Origin of the sequence: Acinetobacter sp. YH12251, from assembly GCF_013417465.1 — a bacterium.
Classification (GTDB): domain Bacteria; phylum Pseudomonadota; class Gammaproteobacteria; order Pseudomonadales; family Moraxellaceae; genus Acinetobacter; species Acinetobacter amyesii.
In genome coordinates this window covers 378,523-399,903 of record NZ_VPDZ01000002.1, presented here as the reverse complement: position 1 = coordinate 399,903, position 21,381 = coordinate 378,523, and the positions used below count along the sequence as shown (strand labels likewise).

Annotated in this window: 19 protein-coding genes and 1 pseudogene; 10 read left to right on the top strand and 10 right to left on the bottom strand. The window is 40.3% G+C overall.

Annotated features, from left to right (window positions below):
- Positions 1 to 5: 5 nt before the first annotated feature.
- The 6 genes from cyoE to alr all read left to right on the top strand — a co-directional run bounded on the left by cyoE (position 6) and on the right by alr (position 5,286).
- Positions 6 to 884 carry a heme o synthase gene (gene cyoE, locus FTV27_RS02625; RefSeq protein WP_180023503.1) on the top strand — a complete coding sequence of 293 codons (879 nt, stop codon included), beginning with the start codon at positions 6 to 8 and terminating at the stop codon, positions 882 to 884.
- Positions 885 to 1,403: 519 nt separating this feature from the next.
- Positions 1,404 to 1,790, top strand: a complete 387-nt coding sequence (gene rpsF, locus FTV27_RS02620; RefSeq protein WP_004696436.1) for a 30S ribosomal protein S6 — start codon at positions 1,404 to 1,406, stop codon at positions 1,788 to 1,790.
- A gap of 12 nt (positions 1,791 to 1,802) precedes the next feature.
- Complete coding sequence (gene rpsR / locus FTV27_RS02615) at positions 1,803 to 2,030, top strand: 30S ribosomal protein S18 (protein ID WP_004278792.1); 228 nt, start codon at positions 1,803 to 1,805, stop codon at positions 2,028 to 2,030.
- Between the two features lie 9 nt (positions 2,031 to 2,039).
- On the top strand, positions 2,040 to 2,486 hold the full coding sequence (gene rplI, locus FTV27_RS02610) for a 50S ribosomal protein L9 (protein WP_078188585.1): 447 nt from the start codon (positions 2,040 to 2,042) through the stop codon (positions 2,484 to 2,486).
- Positions 2,487 to 2,724: 238 nt separating this feature from the next.
- Positions 2,725 to 4,164 (top strand): replicative DNA helicase, encoded by a 1,440-nt coding sequence (gene dnaB, locus FTV27_RS02605; protein WP_111884293.1) that lies wholly within the window; start codon positions 2,725 to 2,727, stop codon positions 4,162 to 4,164.
- Between the two features lie 48 nt (positions 4,165 to 4,212).
- Positions 4,213 to 5,286, top strand: a complete 1,074-nt coding sequence (alr, locus tag FTV27_RS02600) for an alanine racemase (RefSeq protein WP_180076998.1) — start codon at positions 4,213 to 4,215, stop codon at positions 5,284 to 5,286.
- Between the two features lie 94 nt (positions 5,287 to 5,380).
- On the opposite strand, the gene FTV27_RS02595 is transcribed toward alr, so the two are convergent.
- The 4 genes and pseudogenes from FTV27_RS02595 to FTV27_RS02580 form a co-directional block, all read right to left on the bottom strand.
- Entirely contained in the window at positions 5,381 to 6,115 is a 735-nt protein-coding gene (locus FTV27_RS02595; protein WP_180076997.1) for a proteasome-type protease, read from the bottom strand.
- A gap of 17 nt (positions 6,116 to 6,132) precedes the next feature.
- Positions 6,133 to 6,912 carry a transglutaminase family protein gene (locus FTV27_RS02590; protein WP_180076996.1) on the bottom strand — a complete coding sequence of 260 codons (780 nt, stop codon included), beginning with the start codon at positions 6,910 to 6,912 and terminating at the stop codon, positions 6,133 to 6,135.
- A complete protein-coding gene (locus tag FTV27_RS02585) occupies positions 6,909 to 7,511 on the bottom strand; it encodes an alpha-E domain-containing protein (RefSeq protein WP_180076995.1) in 603 nt (200 codons plus the stop codon). Before FTV27_RS02585 ends, FTV27_RS02590 begins: the two co-directional genes overlap by 4 nt.
- Before the next feature lie 24 nt (positions 7,512 to 7,535).
- Positions 7,536 to 8,969: pseudogene (locus tag FTV27_RS02580) on the bottom strand (circularly permuted type 2 ATP-grasp protein); the annotation flags it as partial.
- Between the two features lie 374 nt (positions 8,970 to 9,343).
- Here FTV27_RS02580 and FTV27_RS02575 point away from each other — a divergent pair.
- Positions 9,344 to 10,342, top strand: coding sequence for a YafY family protein (locus FTV27_RS02575; RefSeq protein ID WP_180076993.1), 999 nt, complete (start codon positions 9,344 to 9,346; stop codon positions 10,340 to 10,342).
- A gap of 577 nt (positions 10,343 to 10,919) precedes the next feature.
- Positions 10,920 to 12,590 (top strand): FMN-binding glutamate synthase family protein, encoded by a 1,671-nt coding sequence (locus FTV27_RS02570; protein WP_180076992.1) that lies wholly within the window; start codon positions 10,920 to 10,922, stop codon positions 12,588 to 12,590.
- A gap of 452 nt (positions 12,591 to 13,042) precedes the next feature.
- Here the strand turns inward: FTV27_RS02570 and FTV27_RS02565 are convergent, their stop codons facing one another.
- The 4 genes from FTV27_RS02565 to FTV27_RS02550 are packed head-to-tail and all read right to left on the bottom strand — an operon-like array spanning position 13,043 to position 16,809.
- Positions 13,043 to 14,086: an alpha/beta hydrolase gene (locus FTV27_RS02565; protein ID WP_180007903.1), complete on the bottom strand. Its 1,044-nt coding sequence runs from the start codon at positions 14,084 to 14,086 to the stop codon at positions 13,043 to 13,045.
- On the bottom strand, positions 14,086 to 15,225 hold the full coding sequence (locus tag FTV27_RS02560) for a YdcF family protein (protein ID WP_180076991.1): 1,140 nt from the start codon (positions 15,223 to 15,225) through the stop codon (positions 14,086 to 14,088). The genes FTV27_RS02565 and FTV27_RS02560 overlap by 1 nt, the downstream gene beginning before the upstream one ends.
- A 21-nt stretch (positions 15,226 to 15,246) precedes the next feature.
- The gene (murB, locus tag FTV27_RS02555; protein ID WP_180076990.1) at positions 15,247 to 16,284 is read right to left on the bottom strand and encodes a UDP-N-acetylmuramate dehydrogenase; all 1,038 of its coding nucleotides are present in this window, start codon (positions 16,282 to 16,284) and stop codon (positions 15,247 to 15,249) included.
- A gap of 9 nt (positions 16,285 to 16,293) precedes the next feature.
- Complete coding sequence (locus tag FTV27_RS02550; protein WP_180076989.1) at positions 16,294 to 16,809, bottom strand: low molecular weight protein-tyrosine-phosphatase; 516 nt, start codon at positions 16,807 to 16,809, stop codon at positions 16,294 to 16,296.
- A gap of 118 nt (positions 16,810 to 16,927) precedes the next feature.
- Between FTV27_RS02550 and FTV27_RS02545 the strand changes: the two genes are divergently transcribed.
- Positions 16,928 to 18,088: an iron-containing alcohol dehydrogenase gene (locus FTV27_RS02545; RefSeq protein WP_180076988.1), complete on the top strand. Its 1,161-nt coding sequence runs from the start codon at positions 16,928 to 16,930 to the stop codon at positions 18,086 to 18,088.
- Between the two features lie 36 nt (positions 18,089 to 18,124).
- Positions 18,125 to 18,556: a thioesterase family protein gene (locus FTV27_RS02540; RefSeq protein WP_180076987.1), complete on the top strand. Its 432-nt coding sequence runs from the start codon at positions 18,125 to 18,127 to the stop codon at positions 18,554 to 18,556.
- Between the two features lie 21 nt (positions 18,557 to 18,577).
- On the opposite strand, the gene dnaX is transcribed toward FTV27_RS02540, so the two are convergent.
- Both dnaX and FTV27_RS02530 read right to left on the bottom strand, forming a co-directional pair.
- On the bottom strand, positions 18,578 to 20,797 hold the full coding sequence (gene dnaX, locus FTV27_RS02535) for a DNA polymerase III subunit gamma/tau (protein WP_180076986.1): 2,220 nt from the start codon (positions 20,795 to 20,797) through the stop codon (positions 18,578 to 18,580).
- 134 nt (positions 20,798 to 20,931) lie between these two features.
- The gene (locus FTV27_RS02530) at positions 20,932 to 21,381 is read right to left on the bottom strand and encodes a copper resistance protein NlpE N-terminal domain-containing protein (protein ID WP_180076985.1); all 450 of its coding nucleotides are present in this window, start codon (positions 21,379 to 21,381) and stop codon (positions 20,932 to 20,934) included.

Sequence of the window (21,381 nt, the reverse complement as noted above, 5' to 3'; positions counted from 1 at the left end):
TCGTCATGCTGAAAAAGTATTTATTCCTGACTAAACCAGGAATTCTCTTTGGTAACTTTGTTACCGCTTTGGGTGGCTACTTTGTAGCTGCCCAAGGTTCTGTAGATTTCCTCCTTTTGCTTCTTACCCTCTTAGGCACCCTCTTTGTGGTCGCTTCTGGATGTGTTGTCAATAACGTTATTGACCAAGACATCGACTCAAAAATGCAACGCACACAAAATCGTGCGATGGTAAAAAAATCAATTTCGATTCCTGTTGCTTTAGTTTTTGCTTTAGTTTTAGGTGTAATTGGTTTTAGCATTTTATGGTTCTGGGTAAATGCTTACGCTTTTCTTTTTGCTGTTATTGGTTTTGTCGTATACGTTGGTTTTTATAGCTTATGGACAAAACGAACAACAATCCATCAAACCATTATCGGCAGTCTTTCTGGCGCAGCGCCACCTGTAATCGGGTATACGGCTGTTGCAAACCAGTTTGATTTAGGTGCATTACTGATTTTTATTGGTTATGCATTTTGGCAAATGCCTCATTCTTGGGGAATTGCAGTTTACCGATTTGATGACTACAAAAATGCAGGAATTCCAATTTTACCTGTAGCTCGTTCAATTCACCGTACCAAAGTTGAGTCTTTGGTTTATGTGTTTTTGTTCTGCATGACCATGAATGGTTTATTCTTTTTTGGTTATGCAAATTGGATTTATATGATTGTCCTGAATGCCTTAAGTCTTTATTGGATTTATCTGACCATTCAAGGATTCAAAGCTGAAGATGATCAAATTTGGGCAAAACAATATTTCATGTTTTCAGTCAAATTGATCACAGTGATTAGTTTAATTTTTAGTTTTACTTCCACTGCCCCTCTGAAGCCAATTGTATTTTTTTAAAGAAGATAGAGTTTTACTCTATCTTTTTTTATTTCTAGGCATCTTCAATGCAAAGCAAAAATTTAAGTCGAAATACTGCTATACATACTAAAACTGTTTTAACGCTGATTCTCCCTATATCCACCCATGTACAATAGATTTCAGACAAGTACAAAAATATTTCATATTCGTATTAGCATTCAAATCGATATCTACAATCAAATATGACAAAAGATCTTTAATTTAAATCAAATTTATATCATTACAACGTCTATATGATCGTAACTCATCAAATACAAGATAAGCTCCCCGCAATTAAAAACATATCTCCTATTTTACAATCTGCATCCGATTCTAGCTGTGTATTAAAGATAGTCATTAAACCACAAAATAATTAAGCCTTTTTAGGTGTATGCCTTGTATTTCAAACCTAAACGCTCTAAAATTCACGCTTCGCAAACTTTGCGACACAACTTTGGTTGTGACTCCTTGCTTCAATCAATTAATGATTGGGGCTGCCTAAACCGTAAGGAGCTGACAATGCGTCACTACGAAATCGTACTATTGGTACATCCAGACCAAAGCGATCAAGTTGTGGGTATGGTAGAACGTTACCTAACTCACATCAAAGAAGCTGAAGGTCAAATCCACCGTCTTGAAGACTGGGGCCGTCGTCAATTGGCTTACCCAATCAACAAGATCCACAAAGCTCACTACATTCTTATGAATGTTGAGTGTGGTCAAACTACTCTTGATGAGCTAGAAGAATTGTTCCGTTATAACGATGCAATCATTCGTAGCCTTATCATCCGTCGTGAAAACGCTATCACTGAAGAGTCACTATTGGCTAAGAGTGCTGAAGAAAAACGTGCGCGTAAAGCTCAACGTGAAGAAGCACAACAAGCTCAAGACTCTGCTGAAGCATAAGGAGAACATAACATGGCACGTTTTTACCGTCGTCGCAAGTTCTGCCGCTTTACAGCTGAGAACGTTACGTACATCGACTACAAAGATATCGACACTTTAAAACAGTACATCACTGAAAACGGCAAGATTGTTCCTAGCCGTATTACAGGTACTAAAGCTCGTTACCAACGTCAATTAGCGCTTGCTATCAAACAAGCTCGCTACTTGTCTTTGATCCCTTACACTGACAATCATAAGTGAGGTTGAGCTGTGGATATTATCTTATTACAACGCATTAAAAACCTTGGTAAATTAGGCGATAAAGTTTCAGTTAAAGCTGGTTACGGCCGTAACTTCCTTATCCCTCAAGGTAAAGCAGTTGCTGCTACTGAAGCTAACACTGCTGCATTTGAAGCTCGTCGTGCTGAACTTGAGAAACAAGAAGCTGAAGTATTAGCTGCTGCTCAAGCACGTGCTGACCAATTGAACGAAGTTAACATCGTGATCACTGCTAAAGCTGGTGACGAAGGTAAACTATTCGGTTCTATCGGTACTCGTGACATCGCTGACGCGTTAACTAATGCTGGTCTTGTTGTAGACCGCGCAGAAGTTCGTTTACCAAATGGTGCGCTTCGCAACACTGGTGAATTCAACATCGCAATCCAATTGCATCATGATGTTGTTGCAGAAGTTCTAGTTACTATCGTAGCTGAGTAATTTCTTGCAAAGAAAAGAGCATGCTTACGCATGCTCTTTTTTTATCTGTAAAAAATAGTGCTCCAACTTTTTTATATTTTTAACTCTTCATTCAATTCAATGTATGACGAATTAATCGGAAATACTTGTTCGCATTTCTGTAGAAAACGCCTATCATTTCAGTTCAATGAAGAGTTGAAAAAACTGTAATTAGCACCCATTTCCATCACATTAAATGGTTTCAGCATCAGGGATTTTTATGTCACAGGCGAATGCCATCAAGCCAAACTCTACGCCAACAGCAAAAACCACAGAACAAAGTTCGTTGAAAGAGTTTCGTACCCCACCCCATAACCTTGCGATTGAACAAGCCGTGCTTGCTGCACTGATGACCGTTGCAGAATCTTTTGAGCAAGTGGGTGATGTACTGACTGAAGCTGATTTTTATGCGACACGTCATAAATATATTTTCCGTGCCATCGACCAGCTATCAAAAGATAGCTCACCTTATGATGCTGTCTTGGTCAATGATTGGCTGATTAAACAAAACTTGCTCGATGCTGCTGGTGGCGAAGAATATCTGATGCAACTGATGTCAGATTCACCTTCAAGTTTCTATAACCTTGAAACTTATGCTGCAAAAATTAAAGAATTTTCCACTTTACGCAGCATGATTAAAGTCAGCTCAGAAATTTTACAAAATGCCTATGACACCAAAGGTCGTACGGTCAGTGAAATTTTAGATCTAGCAGAAACCAATATTTTCTCGATTGCCGAGCAACACAACAACAACGCCAAAGCACAAGGCCCTAAAGCTATTAACTCTGTCGTTGCTAGTGTTTTTGATAAGTTGAATGAACTTTCACAAACTGAAGGCAGTATCACGGGTTTAACCACTGGATTTGTAGAACTAGATAATAAAACCTCAGGTATGCAAGCAGGCGATTTGATTATTGTAGCGGCCCGTCCATCGATGGGTAAAACCACTTTTGCCATGAACTTGGTTGAAAGTGTGCTGTTTAATAACAACCTGCCCGCTCTGGTTTATTCCATGGAGATGCCTGCAGACTCAATTGCAATGCGTTTGATTTCATCGTTCGGTCGTGTACATCAAGGGCATTTGCGTGCAGGTAAAATGGATGCTGATGAATGGTCAAAAGTGACCAGTACTATTGTGCATCTACAAGAAAAGAATTTGTATATCGATGACTCATCTGCACTACCGCCAACGGAAGTACGTGCCCGTGCTCGACGAATTGCAAAAATGCATGGCGGTAAACTCGGGTGTATCATGGTCGATTACTTGCAGCTTATGAAAGTACCCGGTATGGGTGATAACCGTGTTGGCGAGATCTCGGAAATTTCCCGAAGCTTAAAAGCACTGGCTAAAGAAATGCACTGCCCAGTAATTGCACTGTCACAGTTGAACCGATCACTGGAAAACCGTCCTAATAAACGCCCAGTGATGTCCGACTTACGTGAATCGGGTGCGATCGAGCAGGATGCCGATTTGATCATGTTTATTTACCGCGACGAGGTTTATAACAAAGAGTCTAAAGAAGCAGGTACTGCAGAAATTATTATTGGTAAACAGCGTAACGGTCCAATTGGTACTGTGCGTCTTGCCTTCGAAGGTCAATACACCAAATTTAGTAACCTCTCCCCTGAGTTTTATGCTCAGTATGATGATGAAGAGTAAAGACTCTTTATCATCCATTAATTCATCGACCCTGTAGGAGTATTTAGGGTGCGCCAAGCTACAGTTTATATTGATCAACAAGCACTTCAATATAATTTAAACCGTGTCAAACAACTTGCCCCAACCGCTAAAATTGTAAGTATGGTGAAAGCTAATGCTTATGGACATGGAGTTAAAGACTGCTTAGCAGCCTTAAAAGACAGTGATGCCTTTGGTGTTGCCTGCCTAGAAGAAGCTTTAGAAATTCGCGAACTGGGTTATGAACAGCCAATTACACTCATTGAAGGGATTTTTTCAGATGATGAAATGCAAATTATCATCGATAAAAAAATTGAATGTGTGGTGCATCATCAGCAACAACTAGATTGGTTACGTGAGCATAAAGATGCCTATATCGCTCAAGGTCTGAAAGTTTGGGTTAAACTCAACAGCGGTATGAACCGTTTAGGTTTTAAAGTGCCTGAAATTATTGATGTCATTAATGCTTTAAAGGCGGAAGGTTTTACTTGCGTACTGACTATGCATTTTGCCAATGCTGACGCAGAAAATCATCCACTAAATGACCAACAACGTGAACAATTTTTACACGTAAAAGAAGCCTGTGCGCCAATCATGGGTTCGTGCTGTAACTCAGCTGCAATTTTCAAATGGCCAGAACTGAATTTTGATTTTGTTCGCCCAGGCATCATGCTTTATGGCGCGACACCTTTCGCAGATCGTTCTGTAGAAGCCTTAGATCTTAAACCGGTGATGACCTTTACCGCTGAAGTGATTGCTTTAAATACCATTCAAGCTGGTGAATCTGTGGGTTATGGATCGACTTTCGTTGCAGAACAAGAAATGGATCTTGCGATTGTGTCGATTGGTTATGGTGACGGTTATCCACGTGCCTTCCCTAAACAAAACTATGTATCGATCCACGGTCAGAGAGCGCGTGTAATTGGCCGTGTTGCTATGGATATGATTGCGATTGATATCACCGGTATACATGCACCAATAGGTACTGAAGTTGAGCTTTGGGGCAAAGACCGTCTAGTAGACGACGTTGCAGAAGCGAACGGAACTATTGGCTATGAATTATTATGCCGTATGAGCGCGCGCCCTGTACGTAAATTAGCTTAATTAGCCAAATTACAAAGCCCAGATCAAATCTGGGCTTTCTTTTATCTCGCTTTTTTATTCGCTTTTTAAATTGATCTATTCTTTGATCAAATCGTCATTGAAAATAGTCAGCTGTTGGTTTTGCCAATTCGATTAAGCCCTGACGCAATGCTTCTGACCAGCCTTTACTGATCATGGTGAAGTATGGGTCTTCTTCATAAATGCGTTTACCAGTAGGTATTTCTAAACTGTCTTTTTTATAAACCAAAGCATCTAATGGCATACCTACAGACACATTTGAGCGTATCGTTGAATCAAAAGAAATTAAACTGCAGCGCATTGCTTCATCGCGCGGCATATCGTAACGCAAAGTTCGGTCAAGTATCGGCTTACCATATTTACTTTCACCAATTTGAAAATATGGGGTATCCGGTGTTGCACATATAAAATTACCTTGCGGATAGATATTATATAGCTGCATATCAGCGCTACCAATTTGACCACCTACTAATAAACTACAGTAATAATTACTTTGTTCTAAAATATCTGAGGTGACATCAGAGATAACTTTTTTTAAGGTATGTCCGACCAGTTCTGCCACTTCAAACATCGTATTTACACTATATAGATTCGGCTCTTGTTTGACTTCTAGTCTGTTTTGTAAATGCCCGATGACCGCTTGTGTAGTAGCTAAATTCCCAGAGGTTTGGATGGTAATAAATCGCTCACCCGCAACACCAAAGGTATAAAGTTTACGAAAAACTGAAATATGGTCAACTCCTGCATTTGTACGTGTATCACTGATAAACACCATGCCATCTTTTAATCGTAATGCACAACAATAGGTCATTTTTATCCCTCAAATGATTAACAACTCAACACTTGTACAATTGAGCTCATTGACTCAGTACCACCTTTATCACGAACCCCTCGAACAGGAGCTACATCCCAGTAATCCCGCCCAATCGCGACATAAATATGTGATTGTGGTGTAAATAACTGATTACTGACATCAAAACAATACCATTTATTTTCGATATAGACTTCTACCCAAGCGTGACTGGAAAGGTGGCTACTATTCGGTACAAATAAATACCCAGAAATATATCGTGCAGGAATACCCAAATAACGACACATTGCGATCATGACATGACTATGATCCTGACATACCCCTTGCTTATAATGAAAAGCATCTATTGCAGAAGTACGTACAGATGTCTGATTAGAAACATAGGGAATATGCGCCAAGATCGCTTCAGCCAAACGAATCAGATTGGCACGATTGATACGAGGGACATAACAGTCGGCAAAACTTTTCATGTGAATATCGCACTGCGTACTCTGCGTTGGCTGTAAAAACAATTTCGGGTTTAACTCATCCGCATTTGAATCATTTGAACTCAAATTCATCTCTACGATGCCCTGCGCCATAATGGTCATTTGAAGATAAGGTTCGCGCTGCGTTGTGGTCAACCACACATTACCAAAAGTATCCAATTGCATATCACGTTGCCCCGGCACACTCACATCCCAATTTTGCACCTGTTGATGCACATTAGTGGATGGGGTCATTTTGATATATTGAATGCTTCTGCTAACCACATCAGTGTAAACATAATGGGTCTGATGGTTGATCATGAGCCTCATACAACCACCTCAAACATATTTTGGATATGATCACTGAAATGGTAAAAATTTTGGCTATTCGGTTGTTGCTTTAGTGCCTGCCATGCCTCTTGCACACTTTCCCAGCCAAACTGAACTAAAGCGATTACGATATGTTCAATCTTCGCAAGGGTGTGTTGAATGTCTTGCTGCATGCGTAACTGGCGATCAAGCTGCTCTATGGCTTGTCCTAAACTAAAAAATAAAAATACATCTTCAGATTCGGACTCTAAAACATCTTGGCAATCTGTTACCACGTCACAGATATAACCCGGGTTATCACTCGCATTGCGAATTAAACGGCTGAGTTCTGCATAACTTTTTGCTGAAAGCACACCCCTTAAATCTTGAATATTACTTTGCGCATATTGAAATTGGCTGGAAAATGACGCCGGCTGCTCCGCATTTAAAACTAACTCATTCATTGAGTCGGCATCAAATGCTGGCAAACAAAAAGCATGTGCATAGTTCAATGCCGTATCGATATCTTGAAATGGAAAAATACTGCATAAATATTGAGTACGTGCTAAATAACGTCCCAACCAAAAAATATGTTCTGCATTACTGTTTAATAAAATCATGTTTTGCTCCTTCTCACTGGAGTGCTATGAGCGTAAATCGTCTACTACCCACGTATCTTTAATACCGCCGCCTTGCGAAGAATTCACCACCAATGAACCTGCTTGCATTGCGACACGAGTTAAGCCGCCCGGTACAATTTCAGTTCGATATGGAGAACTCAGTACAAATGGACGCAAATCGATATGGCGTTCCGAAACACCGGCCTCACTTAGGGTTGGGCTGACAGATAATTTTAAAGTCGGCTGTGCAATATATAGATGTGGTGCTGCGGCCACTTTATCTTTAAAGCTATTTAATTCTTGTAAAGAGGCTTGTGGACCGATCAGCATACCGTATCCACCTGAACCCTGTGCTTCTTTTACTACCAATTTTTCGATATTCGACAGCACATAGTCTAAGTCGTTCTGCTCACGACATTGATAGGTCGGCACATTTTTCAGAATCGCTTGTTCGCCTAAGTAGAAATGAATCATTTTATCCACATAAGGATAAATCGATTTATCATCTGCTACGCCTGTTCCCGGTACATTTGCAATGACCACATTATGTTGCATATACGCTGACATGAGCCCTGCTACGCCCAAAGTACTGTCAGGTTTGAAACATAATGGATCGAGGAAAGCATCATCCACACGACGATAAATTACATCAACCTGTTGTCGACCTTTGATGGTTTTCACATAAACCTTATCGTTTTCTACATAAAGGTCACGCGATGTCACTAAGGCTACATCCATCTCCCTTGCCAAAAAGGCATGTTCATAATACGCACTGTTAAAACGCCCTGGGGTTAAAACCACGATAAACGGGTTATCGACGTAAGCATTTTCTGCAAGAATTTCACGTAAAAGCTGCGGATACTGCTCAATCCCCATAATGTTGCTTTGCTGGCAAAGTTCAGGCATCAGTTTTTGACTGATCTTACGGCTTTCCAGCATATATGACACACCCGACGGTGTTCTAAGATTATCCTCAAGGACGTAAAATTCGCCTGATTGATCACGTATGATATCAATGCCACTGATTTGGCTATAAATTTTACCTTTTAGCTCATGCATATACATTTGTGGCAAATAGGCTTCATGCGTTAAAACTTGCAGTTCAGGAATAATTCCTTCTTTTAAAATATCTTGTTGATGATAAACATCATGTAAAAACAGATTGAGAGCTTTCACGCGCTGTGCGCAGCCCAGTGATAAATTATTCCATTCCATTCGTGTAATCACACGAGGAATAAGATCATAAGGAATAGTGCGTTCAATGCCTTCATCTTCGCCATACACTGTAAAGGTAATACCCTCATAGAGAAAATGTTGTTTTGCTACCTGATTTAGTTGTTTTAATTCATCAAGTGTATGCTGTGATAACCACTGCTCTATCCGTTGGCATGATTCTTTAGCTACCGTTTTGCTGTCGCGCATTTCATTAAAAAAATCCGAATTGAATTGATTAAACAGCGCATGTCCTCGAGCAAGAGGTAAATTTTTTAATGTAGAGACAGAAGTATTGACCAACTTTGCCTCATAACCCTCAATTCCATTTGAAGTTGTATTACGATTTTCTTTCAGCATAGCAACTCCATATTTTTCTCATGTTTTGTAAATCAGATAAAGCAATATATATGCCATCAATACATATGCTGCTTCTCTTTGATTATTTATGCATCATTTTTGCAAAGTGGTACAGCATGTAACTGCTCAAGTTGTGTCAAATTGCGTTATTAAAATCATCTTAGTTTTTTCAGATGAAGACTTGCTTAACGCAGGAAGATTTCTTATTGTGTCCCACAACATCATTTTATTCATTTAAGTCCAAGTTCAAGCACTAGATTATGTCTTCACAAGAAAAAGAAACGTCGAACAGCCTCTATCGTCAGTGGCAAATTCTTTCACGACTGTCCACAGGTAAGTGGATGGGTACGCGTGAATTACAAGAAATACTGAACCGTGAAGGCATTGATATCAGCCTACGCACCATTCAGCGTGACTTAAATCAAATTTCTCTACGTTTCCCAATTGAGAGCAGTAAAACAACCCCTCAAGGCTGGCGTTGGCGTTCCGATGCACCAATTCAAAGCTTGCCTCATATGACTAGCTCACAAGCGGTCACCTTTATGATGGTTGAGGAGCACTTAAAACATTTGCTTCCACCGAGCTTAATTGAAGAAATGAATCCTTGGTTTGATCTCGCACGTCGAAGTTTGTCGTCGCAAAATAATGTCCGTCAGTGGATTAACCGCGTGCGAATCGTGCCAGCTACTCAGCCATTGATTCCTCCTGTGGTTGAAAAAGCAGCACAGCAATCGATTTATGAAGGCTTACTACAAGACAAACAACTCGAATGTCTTTATCAAGGTCGTGGACAACAAAGTGAAGAAAAGACCTATATTTTAAATCCACTGGCTTTGGTCCAAAAAGGTGCTATTATCTATTTGGTTTGTACACGTCATGACAAAACAGACATCCAAACCTTTGCTTTACATCGTTTTAAATCTGCTACGGTCTTAAATTCACGTGCATTACACCCTGTCGATTTTGATATCGATGTCTATATTGACTCTGGAGCGCTTGGCTTCCGTGTGGACTTCAATAAGCCGACTGAAATGATTCAGCTCAAATTAACAATGTCTGAAGCAGAGGCGGTTTATTTTGAAGAAAGTCAGCTAAGTAAAGATCAAGTGATTCAAAAAACCGAAGATGGCTGGGTGGAAGTTAGTGCAACAGTACCTTTTACCTCTCAGTTAACATGGTGGCTGCGTAGTTTTGGTAAAAAGATTCAGAAAATTGAACCTGAAGAAGTCGCTATGGTTGTACAACAACGCAATGACTAAACCGATCTCAGACTTTCTGCTACCTGAAATATTAAATTTGAGGTAGCAACTTTTATTTCATAATAAATATTTAGCACTTAATTTTTTGCTTAGATTTTCCATTAAAATACCAACACATAAAAAAGTCCCAACGCTGGGACTGGATAATTTCTTAGAATATTTTTGTAATTTTAGTCGTTTAGGTCAAAGGAACTACAGCATAAGTATCTGCTGAATACCTTATGCCATAGCGCTAATTTCTCATGGCTATAATCAATTACTGACATAGGCAGGCTAGGTCGGCATTATTATAACGAATAGATTTCATAGTCATATTCAGCACCTCGTGTTTAGAAAGTAAAATCACTTTAACCTCCATTTTGCGTACTGTGAAATAACAAGAACCGCGCTGCTTTTCACAAATTTTCTTAAAGAACATTCCTGCTTTTCTTATCTGATTTGGCTTTAAATGAAAAATTCATCCAACTTCAATGTTGTTTTTTATAAATGCTACACTGAATCAACAAATTAAAGCTTGAGCATTGTGCATAAACTCGGCAAATTATGAGCAAATGAGCTGAATAAGATTTTTCAAAATATGGCCAGTCCAGCGCAAACTATTCGCCACAAGCTACTAAATACTTTTTTTTCTCGGCATTCCATTTGGTTTGCTTGTATTTTTATCTTCCTACTCATTTCGAGTTTTCATTTAGGTTATTCCCCGCGTTATATTCAATATTTCATTCCACAAACCTTATTGAATAGTATCTGGGTCATTACTGGGCTTTTGAGTTTATTGGGTTTGTATGACGTCATACAAAACAAACATTCGATCTTAAAAAATTACCCCATCATGGGGCACTTTCGTTTTCTATTTGAAGAATTTCGACCTGAAATTCGCCAATATTTTATTGAATCTGATCAAGATGCACTGCCCTTTTCTCGTATGCAACGTAGCTTGGTCTATCAACGTGCAAAAAACCAAAATGCAGATAAACCATTTGGTTCAATTGTTGATGTTTACCAAAATGATTACCGCTTTATTAATCACTCTTTGTCACCTTGTATTCCTGCCATTCCTGAAACTTTCCGTATTAATATCGGCAATGAGCAATGTAAGCAGCCGTATAGCGCATCGATATTAAACATTTCTGCGATGAGCTTTGGTAGCTTAAGTGCCAATGCCATTCGTGCCTTAAACTTAGGCGCAAAAATGGGCAAGTTCTACCATGACACCGGTGAAGGCAGTATTAGTCCGTATCATTTGGAAAATGGTGGCGATATTGTTTGGGAACTCGGTAGTGGTTATTTCGGTTGTCGTACGATTGATGGTCAATTCGACCCTGTACGTTTTGCTGAACAAGCCAAGCACCCTCAAGTCAAAATGATTGAGATCAAATTATCTCAAGGTGCAAAACCAGGCCATGGCGGCATTTTGCCTAAAGACAAAATTTCCGAAGAGATTGCTCAAATCCGTGGTGTCAGCCGTGAACATGACTGTATCTCTCCATCTAGCCATCCTGCCTTTAGCACCCCTATTGAAATGATGCAATTTATTCAGCAATTGCGCGAACTGTCAGAAGGCAAACCTGTGGGTTTTAAACTGTGTATCGGGCAACCATGGCAATTTATGAGTATCGTAAAAGCCATGTTACATACAGGGATTACACCTGATTTTATCGTAGTGGATGGTTCTGAAGGTGGGACTGGCGCAGCGCCGATTGAATTAATCGATAATATGGGTACGCCACTGCGTGAAGGCCTACTCTTTGTCAATAACACCCTGATCGGTGCAGGCTTACGTTCAAAAATTAAAGTCGGTGCCAGTGGTAAAATTATTAGTGCTTTTGATATTGCCAGTACCATGGCAATTGGCGCAGATTGGGTGAACTCAGCTCGTGGCTTTATGTTTGCAGTTGGGTGTATTCAAGCTCAAAGCTGTCATACCAACCAATGTCCAGTTGGCGTTGCGACACAAGACAAAGACCGTCAAAAAGCCATTCATGTTCCGACCAAAGCAGAACGTGTTTTTAATTTCCACAAAAACACCATGCATGGTTTATCTGAACTTATTGCCTCAGCAGGTTTACAACATCCATCTGATATCCGTGCGCACCATCTAGCGCAGCGGATTAATAACCGTGAAATTAAAAACTATGCACAGCTACATTTTTGGTTAAAAGATGGGGAGTTACTCAGCTGTGAAAATAAAGATGAGGAAAACTTCTATTTCCGTATGTGGAATATGGCTCATCTAGAAAAGTTCTGATTCCTCCACCCAAAAAAAAGAGGCGACTACGCCTCTTTTTTTTCGTCTAGATCCATCACACTGATTAAGGTAAGCTGTGCTCAATCGTCAATTAGTAACTGATGTTACGCGCGTAAAAGTAAATACGCTTTTTTAAAATAATTTTTAAGCCTATTCGACGGAGTCTTACATCTAGGGCTTAAATAAAGGGATTAGCCTTCGGCTGGAGGTACTCTTACGAAACGTTGTTTCTCATTTGGTAAAATGAGAAGCAAAGCTTCGCAAGGAAACCATCTTGCGGTGCAATGCACCTCACCGACAAAACTCGTTCACTAGCGTCAAATTATTCAAAGTATAGCAAAAACATTTTTGATTAGGAGTAGTCCAGTCTCAAACACTTGCGGATGACCTTCCCGCGTATCGTACTTTTATTTAAATCAAATTACGCTCCTGATGTTTGTGCGTAACATCAGTTAGTAATAAGACTTACTGTTGGATTGAGCATGCAAGAATGCCGGGATCAAACCTGTTAATGCAGCACGAATATCGGCACGTTCATTAATCAGCTGATGCGAACCTTCTTCAAGCATGAGAAGCGTCTGTAAACGAAATTTACGACGTATAAACTCAATGTTATAACGCCAATCTACAGTTTGATCTTGTGCGCCTTGCGCTAACCACACTGGAATACGGCACGCTGGGCGTTCCTCCATCTCCTGCATCCATTTTGACATGGCCAAAATCCAATCCATCCCCATCATTCGTGGTTGTAGAGGATCTTTTAAACGGACAAAACGTAAAAACTCAGGGTTATGATTATTCCGTCTAAAATGACGTGGCACTTCACGTTTAATACGACGAATAATGCCTAATCCAACCGAGTTATGCCACCATGCCGTTTTTGCAGGGCGAATCAGCGGAGATAATAATAAAACCCGTTCGACATAAGGGTTTTTGCGATGTTCAGCAAAATCTAACAGATGATGCAGCCAAATCGCTCCACCCGTGCTCTGCCCAATCCCTAACCAGGGGGTTGGTAGTTGAGCCGCATGTTTCACATAACGATATACTGCTTCCAAAACTTGTTGGTAATGATCAAAGTTTTGAATACTGGCTGGCGATCCATTACTTAGACCATGCCCCGGTAAATCATAGGTTAAAACACTAAAACCTTGATCTAAGAGTTCACGAATAATCGGCTGATATATTCCACTATGCTCTAAATAACCATGCAATAAAAATACAGTGCCTTTAATGACATCCGTTTCAGTTTTCAGTTTCGGTTGAAATACTTGTACATGTAATTTGAACAAAGGCATTTCTACATAGCCTTGCCAATGTTCACAGTTCAAGGCATCTAAACCATAAAGTCGTCGATATGACTGTATTTCAACACTAGGCTCAAAAGGTCGATTTAAATTTAGAGGTTCTAATACTTGTGGGGTTAATTCTCGACTTGGAATAGGAAGATCTAATTGTTTAAGAATCGAAGGATTAAGAAATGGGATATCTGACATTATGGGACCTCCCGACAGTCACTTGAGCCAAACCAAACGTCACGTAAGGTGGCTAATAATTCATAATTAGCACGACGACTATGGTCATAATTTTTTTCACTTGGTCGCCATGTAGTTAATGTTGTTGGCATGGGTGCAACAACAGGAATGGTTTCGATACCATTTAATGCAAATAAACGACGTGTTCGAGGCATATGATATTGGTCAGTGATTAAAATAACCGTCGGTGCCCCACCTTTTTTCTGTAAAAGCAACGAACTAAAACGCGAATTTTCGCAAGTATTCATACTGCGGTCTTCAAGCAATTTCGCATCGACATCATATTGCTTCAACCATGCTTGCATATACGGTGCTTCTACACCACTGAGCACAATCGGTAACTTATTGGCACGTTCGACATCGAGTGTTTTTTCCAGTCGAAGTCGAGTGTAGTCATTCACTACGATATCTTTATCATTTTTATCTAAGGTTAAACCACCACCTAACACCACAATCGCATACGGCTCTGCGGTTGGCTGCTTTAATGTTTTATCTTTCATTTTGGCAAGATCAAGATATGTTTCATCATCGATCGGTTCCGCTTCTGAAGCCGCTTGCTCAATTTCATGGGTTTTTAAGAACTCTGTATATTGAGTCATCAGTCCTTTATTTTCCGCACTATTGAGCTCAAGCAGCTCTTTCATTTTTTGAGCAGGATTTTCCGCCAATGCTTCAGAAGATGCCGCCTCGGACGCAGAAGGATTCAGCAGAGGTACTTTCGGTGTGTCCGTTTGACTATCATTCTTTTCTTTTTCATGTTCTTCTTCAATGAGCTGCTGTAACGCCTTATAACGTGCTTGTATAAGGGTTAAATCTTGAGGCTCATCAGACTGTATGGCTTGCTCCATGAGTTTTAAATATGCTTGGCGTGCTATCCATAAGTCAGAACCCGGCTCATAGTTATCATCATCACTCAAGGCGCCGAGTTTTTGACTTTGCGCTGCGAGCTGATTGACTTCTACAGGAACGAAATAATTTAAACTTTTAACGATCAATTTAGAATAAAACGGCGTATAGATAAAAATCATTAGACAGCCCAAAAGTACAAATAGCACTGCGGCAATTTGTACTAAGCGAACCATCCAATGTGTTTTATGCATAAATCTAAAACCTATGTGTTTTTATTGATCTGCGTGAGATCGAATCAAGCCATTTGTATCAAATAATACAGGCTCAGGATGTAGTTCAATATTAAATTTTTCAAAAACATCATGTTGTACAGCTTTGTAAGTTGTACGTACATCTTGCAGCGTGGCGTCCTGATAATTGACCAACACCAAAGCTTGCTTATGGAACATACCCACTGAACCCACAGATTTCCCTTTCCAACCTGCTTGGTCAATCAACCAGCCCGCTGCCAGTTTTACCGCATTATTCGGTTGTGGGTAATGGGGTAAATTGGGAAATTGCAGCGCAATTTGGTCAAAGGCTTGCTGGCTAATCACAGGATTTTTAAAGAAACTTCCGACATTTGGAAATTCTTTCGGATCTGGGAGTTTGGTTTGACGAATATGAATGACTTGTTGTTGTAGGTTTTCTGCACTTAAGTCTTCACCTACCGCCTGCTTTAAATCACCATAATTTAATTTTAAATCTGCATGTTTTAAAAGTTTAAACGTGACATGCGTAATAATAAAACGCTCTGGCTCATCTTTAAAAATACTATGGCGATATGAAAAATGACAATCGGCAGCGCTAATGCTACTTTGCTGTTCTGTTACTCGGTCATAGACCTGTACAGATTCAATAAACTCACCCGCTTCAACACCATAAGCTCCAATATTTTGCACAGGTGAAGCACCGACTAAACCGGGTATCAATGCTAAATTTTGTAAGCCATAAAACTGGTGTGCCGTCGTCCATAGCACAAAGTCATGCCACACTTGCCCTGCACCCACTTTTAAAGTCTGTGTATCGGCATCGTCTTGTACATATTCAATACCTTGAATATCCATGTGCATCACTAAAGCATGTATTTGCTCAGGCAACAGCATATTACTGCCCCCTGAAAGCACCAATATATTTAATTGCTCAGCTTTGGCAAAGTCGAGCGCTGCTTGGATATCTTCTACCGATTGAACGCGTACATAATGAGATGCTACAGCATCGAGGCTTAATGTATTAAATGGCTTAAGCTGAACCTGTGTTTGAATTTGCATTCTTAAACCTTATTTTTTTTGCTGTGCTTGTAACTGAGTTTTTAAATAATTGACCCAAGCCTGACTGCTAGATTCGCATTGATCTATTACATGTTCAAACCCTGCATCACCACCATAGTACGGATCTGGTACTTCTTGTTGCGGATATTGGTGATCATGTTGACTCATCAAAGACACTTGGGCACGTAGTTGACCCAATTGTTGCTGCGCCTTTTGCATGAGGTTTTGAATATTGTCTAAATTTTCGTAGTCCATGGCCAAAATCAAATCAAATTCAATAAAATCATGAACCGTTAACTGACGTGCGCGTAATGCAGATAAGTTATAGCCTCGTAATTTTGCATGCTGTTGGCTACGAAAATCAGGCGCTTTGCCCGGATGATAATTGCTCGTACCCGCAGAGTCGACGTGAATATTGAGTTGCGCTTCATCACAAAAATGTCTGAGAACCACTTCAGCCGTAGGTGAACGGCAAATATTTCCTAAACAAACACACAACACCTTATATGGCGTGCTGGATGACATAACAACCTCAAGACTACTTTTATTTCAAGCGTCTTATGTTAAGTTATTTACAGGATGAATCCTATATCAACACTCAAGAATAATGTTTATTTGGATATAAAAAATTAGGGATAAGCCAATGAGTCAATTTCAGTTTCAAACCGTCAGCAATATTATTTCAGGCTTAGGCTCTATTTCCCAACTGAGAGAGGTCCTAGGCGACTTTCAAGCCAAACGTGTCATGCTTGTGACCGACCCCGGTATGTTGCAACAACAATTACATTTACCCATTTTGGATATTTTAGAAAGTATCCATCAAGATTATGTAATTTATTCTAGTATCCAAGCCGACCCTGCAGAACATATAGTTTTAGATGCAGTTCAATTTGCCAAAAATGAAAAAGTAGATTTGATTATTGGTTTTGGCGGTGGAAGTTCAATGGATGTGGCTAAAATTATTGCGATTTTGGCTCATCCTAAGCAAACACAGCAGATCAGTGATTTATATGGTGTAGCTAATGCAATACGACCACGCTTACCGCTCATTTTGATTCCGACAACGGCAGGGACCGGCTCTGAAGTCACACCAATCTCTATCGTCACTACAGGTGAAACCACCAAAACAGGTATCGTCTCCCCTGTACTGTATGCCGATGTCTGTATCCTCGATGCGAACTTTACATTAAATCTTCCCGCACACATTACCGCAGCAACCGGTATCGATGCCATGGTGCATGCCATTGAAGCCTATACATCAAAAATTAAAAAAAATCCGTATGCGGATATGCTCGCCAAACAAGCTTTGCGTTTATTAAATAAAAACTTAGCACTGGTTTTACACGACGGACATAACCTCGAAGCGCGTCAGCACATGCTGGTCGGTTCAATGCTTGCAGGTCAGGCCTTTGCTAATGCACCTGTTGCAGCGGTCCATGCACTCGCCTATCCACTCGGTGGACACTTTCATCTATCGCATGGTCATACCAATGCACTGGTTCTCGCTGAAGTGTTAAAGTTTAATGCACCTCAGGCCAAGCAGCATTATGCAGAACTCATGAGTTGGCTAGACCCATACAGTACGGGCTGTACCGATGGTTTATGTGATTTATTTATTGATCATATGCAAAATCATTTAGATCAGAGCGGTTTGGTGCTTAAACTCAACCAACTCAATGTGCCTGAAAATATGCTCGATCGTTTAGCAGAAGACGCATTATTACAAACGCGACTATTACAAAATAATCCGCGAGAACTGCAGTTTGAAGACGCTCGCCAGATTTACCAATCAATTTATGCCTAAAGTTCACTCATATTTGAAATAAAGAAAATACCAACGATGAAACCTGAAACTAAACGCCGCCAAAACTATCGATTTTTATTTCCAATCCAAACGCGTTGGGCAGACAACGATATGTATGGCCACGTCAATAATGTCACCTATTACAGCTATTTTGATACCGCTGCAAATGCACTCTTGATTCAACATGCCGGTTTTGATTTGCAAAATACCCCGATCATCGGTTTAGTGGTCGATTCAGCCTGCAGCTTTTTACAAGAACTGTCCTATCCAGAAATCATTGAAGTTGGAGTTGCGATTGAAAAAATTGGTAATTCTTCACTGCGCTATGACTTGGCTATTTTTAAACAAGGACAAAATGAGGCTGCAGCCCAAGGACATTTCGTGCATGTGTTTGTTGATCGCCAAACACGAAAAAGCACCTCGATACCCGAAGATATGCGAGATGCTTTAACTCAGTTTTTACTTTAATTTTTATATCCAGCTTAAAACTTATTTGAGCTGGATATTTTGCAACTCACCATCAAAGCTTTTGAGCAAATCTTTCACTACAGGCTCTGCATGTAATAACTCATTTGCACGTGCAAAGGCTTTTTCTTTGCGGACATGTTGTAAAGCATACGGTGTGGTTTCTTCGACATCTTCAAAGCTGATATGGAAACGACATTTTGACCATTGTGCATGAATGGCTTGTTCCAATACATGCTGTAATTGAGTCACTAAAGCTTCGTATCGCTTTGGAATATGGAAAGTCGATTCACCGTCAATCGTACCGCGCATAATGCCATGCTGCGCCAACTCTTGTACCGCAGGTGAAAGTTGACTATTTCGGAACCAATACTCCCACTTTTCGACCGTCCACTCACCTTCAAGGGTTTGAGGCTGTAAAGTCAAAATATCTTGTGGCATCAAGGTAGAAGATGAACCCGTTTGAACAGCATCCGAAGAAACGGAACTTTGCGTAACTTGTGGTGATGCTAGATCAAAACCATTGTCGCCTTGAGCACCCGAAACTGATTCATTCACCACATGTTGTGGTTCAATGGCATTTATCAAATGTGGATGAGCTGTTTCAGGCTCTACACTTTTTGACTCTAAAGCTGTTGGTTCTAAAGGTGCAATATCTTCAAAATTTATAGCGCTCACATCAACTTCTTCAGTTTCAGTACTCGGCATCGGATCTAAATCAAATAATGTATCTTCTGCCACGGCATCCATAACAAGCGTGTCATTTTGCTGTGTCGATACAGACTCAACCGGTGCAACCTCTTGCGTATCTAGAGTGCCATTTGATGTAGATGCTGTAGAAATTTGGCTTATTGCGTCTTCTTCAGGATCATCTAAAAAATCATCAGATGAAGGTTCATCGACTACAGGTGCAGAAACATAGCCATCATCGTCATCATAATGTGAATCATCAAAATCATCGAAAGCTGGCGATGTGTCTACAGCGGGTACAGCTTCAGGCTGCTCAACAGTGGCAACCTGTGCAGCAGACTCAACAACGGTATTGGGTTGCTGCAAAGACTGTGTTTGAGTCGGCTGAACTGTATTAACTTGATTTTGAGCAAGCGGTGGCTGTGCGGCTGATTCTTGCTGTACAGCAGAAACCAATATTTCGTTCGGCTGCAAAGGACGGAATGCTAATAGACGTAGCACACACATCTCAAAACCTTGCTCTTGCGTGACTGCCAACTGCAAGTCTGCCCGACCTTTGCATGCGACTTGATAATACAACTGCAAATCTTGAGCTGAAATTAACTGCGACAATTGCATAATTTTTTGATTGATCTCAGCGCTATATTTCAACGCTAAGTCTGGCAAGTATTGTAATAATGCCAGTTCATGTAACGTTGAAATCAACTGATCTAATACCAGCGAAACATCCAGCGCTTGTTGACGGAATTGCATGAGTAAAGCACTCACGCGTTCACGCTGATTTTGATGAATGGCTAAAATCAAATCATAAATGATCGTACGGTCAATTAGGCCCAACATGTCTTTAACATCTTGGTGCTGAATTGAACCTTGACCATAGGCAATCGCTTGATCAGTTAGTGACAATGCATCACGCAGTGAACCTTGAGCCGATTCAGCAATTTGCCAAATCGCATCTTGCTCCGCTTGAATTTGTTCTTTTTGTAAAATATCGGTCAGATGCGATGTGATTTCATCCACCGCTAAAGGACGCAAAGTAAATTGCAAGCAACGTGAAATTACAGTAATCGGTAATTTTTGTGGATCTGTGGTTGCAAATAAGAACTTCACATGCTCTGGCGGCTCTTCCAACGTCTTTAATAACGCATTAAATGAATGCGTAGAGAGCATATGCACTTCATCGATTAGATAAACTTTGAAGCGACCTTGGGTTGGAGCATAAGGAACGTTGTCGAGAAGCTCTCGGGTATCTTCAACTTTGGTCCGTGATGCCGCATCGATTTCAATTAAATCAATAAAACGGCCTTCATTTACTGCTTTACACGTTGGGCAGACTTCACACGGCGTTGATGTTACACCCGTTTCACAGTTCAGACATTTTGCCAAAATACGGGCAATGGTGGTTTTACCCACGCCACGAGTACCTGTAAATAAATACGCATGATGTAACCGACCACGTTCTAAGGCACTGGTAAGTGCGCGTGACACATGGTTTTGCCCCACGAGTTCAATGAAATTTCGTGGACGGTATTTTCGTGCAAGTACTTGATACATGTATGCTCCTTTTTACAGGTGTAAGCATACTGTTTTTTTGTCTAATAGTGAAATAAATGGCAGAGTTTGGACAATAAAAATCCGATCTTGAGCTATCACAATGATCATGCAAATTTAATATAAATTACGAATGCTTAAACTGCTTTATTTAAAAGGAAATCACTCTGCATTTGATAGCGTTTCGCCGTCTGGTCTTCACGAATTTCTAGCAATTGCTGATCCAAATCTACATACAAAAGATTGCGCGTTTGCACATTCATGAGTTCTAGCTGCTGCTTTGATTCATCTTTAAAACGAATTACACCTTTTAGCACTTCTACTTCGTTATGACCACTTAGACTTTCACGAGTAAGTGTATAGGTTTGGTCTTCACGTAGCTCAAGAGCCACAGCCATACCGGGACAATCTTCACAACGAGAAAGACAGCCCATACAAGGTGTTGTACCTTTAAAATTACCGACCCATGCAGCTTGCTGTTTTTCAGCAGTAATTGCTTCTATCTCCTTTGATTTCGTTTGAGTTGAATCCTGACAACCCAACATTGCCGACGTTGCGACTAAGGGAATCAAAACAACTTTTTTCAT

What these genes read in the sequence shown, in the direction of transcription:
- FTV27_RS02530 (WP_180076985.1), bottom strand. Translation starts at nt 21,381, where the DNA reads ATGAAAAAAGTTGTTTTGATTCCCTTAGTCGCAACGTCGGCAATGTTG.
- FTV27_RS02595 (WP_180076997.1), bottom strand. Translation starts at nt 6,115, where the DNA reads ATGACCTATTGTTGTGCATTACGATTAAAAGATGGCATGGTGTTTATC.
- FTV27_RS02550 (WP_180076989.1), bottom strand. Translation starts at nt 16,809, where the DNA reads ATGTCATCCAGCACGCCATATAAGGTGTTGTGTGTTTGTTTAGGAAAT.
- rpsF (WP_004696436.1), top strand. Translation starts at nt 1,404, where the DNA reads ATGCGTCACTACGAAATCGTACTATTGGTACATCCAGACCAAAGCGAT.
- FTV27_RS02590 (WP_180076996.1), bottom strand. Translation starts at nt 6,912, where the DNA reads ATGAGGCTCATGATCAACCATCAGACCCATTATGTTTACACTGATGTG.
- FTV27_RS02540 (WP_180076987.1), top strand. Translation starts at nt 18,125, where the DNA reads ATGAAACCTGAAACTAAACGCCGCCAAAACTATCGATTTTTATTTCCA.
- FTV27_RS02575 (WP_180076993.1), top strand. Translation starts at nt 9,344, where the DNA reads ATGTCTTCACAAGAAAAAGAAACGTCGAACAGCCTCTATCGTCAGTGG.
- murB (WP_180076990.1), bottom strand. Translation starts at nt 16,284, where the DNA reads ATGCAAATTCAAACACAGGTTCAGCTTAAGCCATTTAATACATTAAGC.
- rpsR (WP_004278792.1), top strand. Translation starts at nt 1,803, where the DNA reads ATGGCACGTTTTTACCGTCGTCGCAAGTTCTGCCGCTTTACAGCTGAG.
- FTV27_RS02545 (WP_180076988.1), top strand. Translation starts at nt 16,928, where the DNA reads ATGAGTCAATTTCAGTTTCAAACCGTCAGCAATATTATTTCAGGCTTA.
- dnaB (WP_111884293.1), top strand. Translation starts at nt 2,725, where the DNA reads ATGTCACAGGCGAATGCCATCAAGCCAAACTCTACGCCAACAGCAAAA.
- FTV27_RS02560 (WP_180076991.1), bottom strand. Translation starts at nt 15,225, where the DNA reads ATGCATAAAACACATTGGATGGTTCGCTTAGTACAAATTGCCGCAGTG.
- FTV27_RS02570 (WP_180076992.1), top strand. Translation starts at nt 10,920, where the DNA reads ATGGCCAGTCCAGCGCAAACTATTCGCCACAAGCTACTAAATACTTTT.
- FTV27_RS02585 (WP_180076995.1), bottom strand. Translation starts at nt 7,511, where the DNA reads ATGATTTTATTAAACAGTAATGCAGAACATATTTTTTGGTTGGGACGT.
- cyoE (WP_180023503.1), top strand. Translation starts at nt 6, where the DNA reads ATGCTGAAAAAGTATTTATTCCTGACTAAACCAGGAATTCTCTTTGGT.
- dnaX (WP_180076986.1), bottom strand. Translation starts at nt 20,797, where the DNA reads ATGTATCAAGTACTTGCACGAAAATACCGTCCACGAAATTTCATTGAA.
- FTV27_RS02565 (WP_180007903.1), bottom strand. Translation starts at nt 14,086, where the DNA reads ATGTCAGATATCCCATTTCTTAATCCTTCGATTCTTAAACAATTAGAT.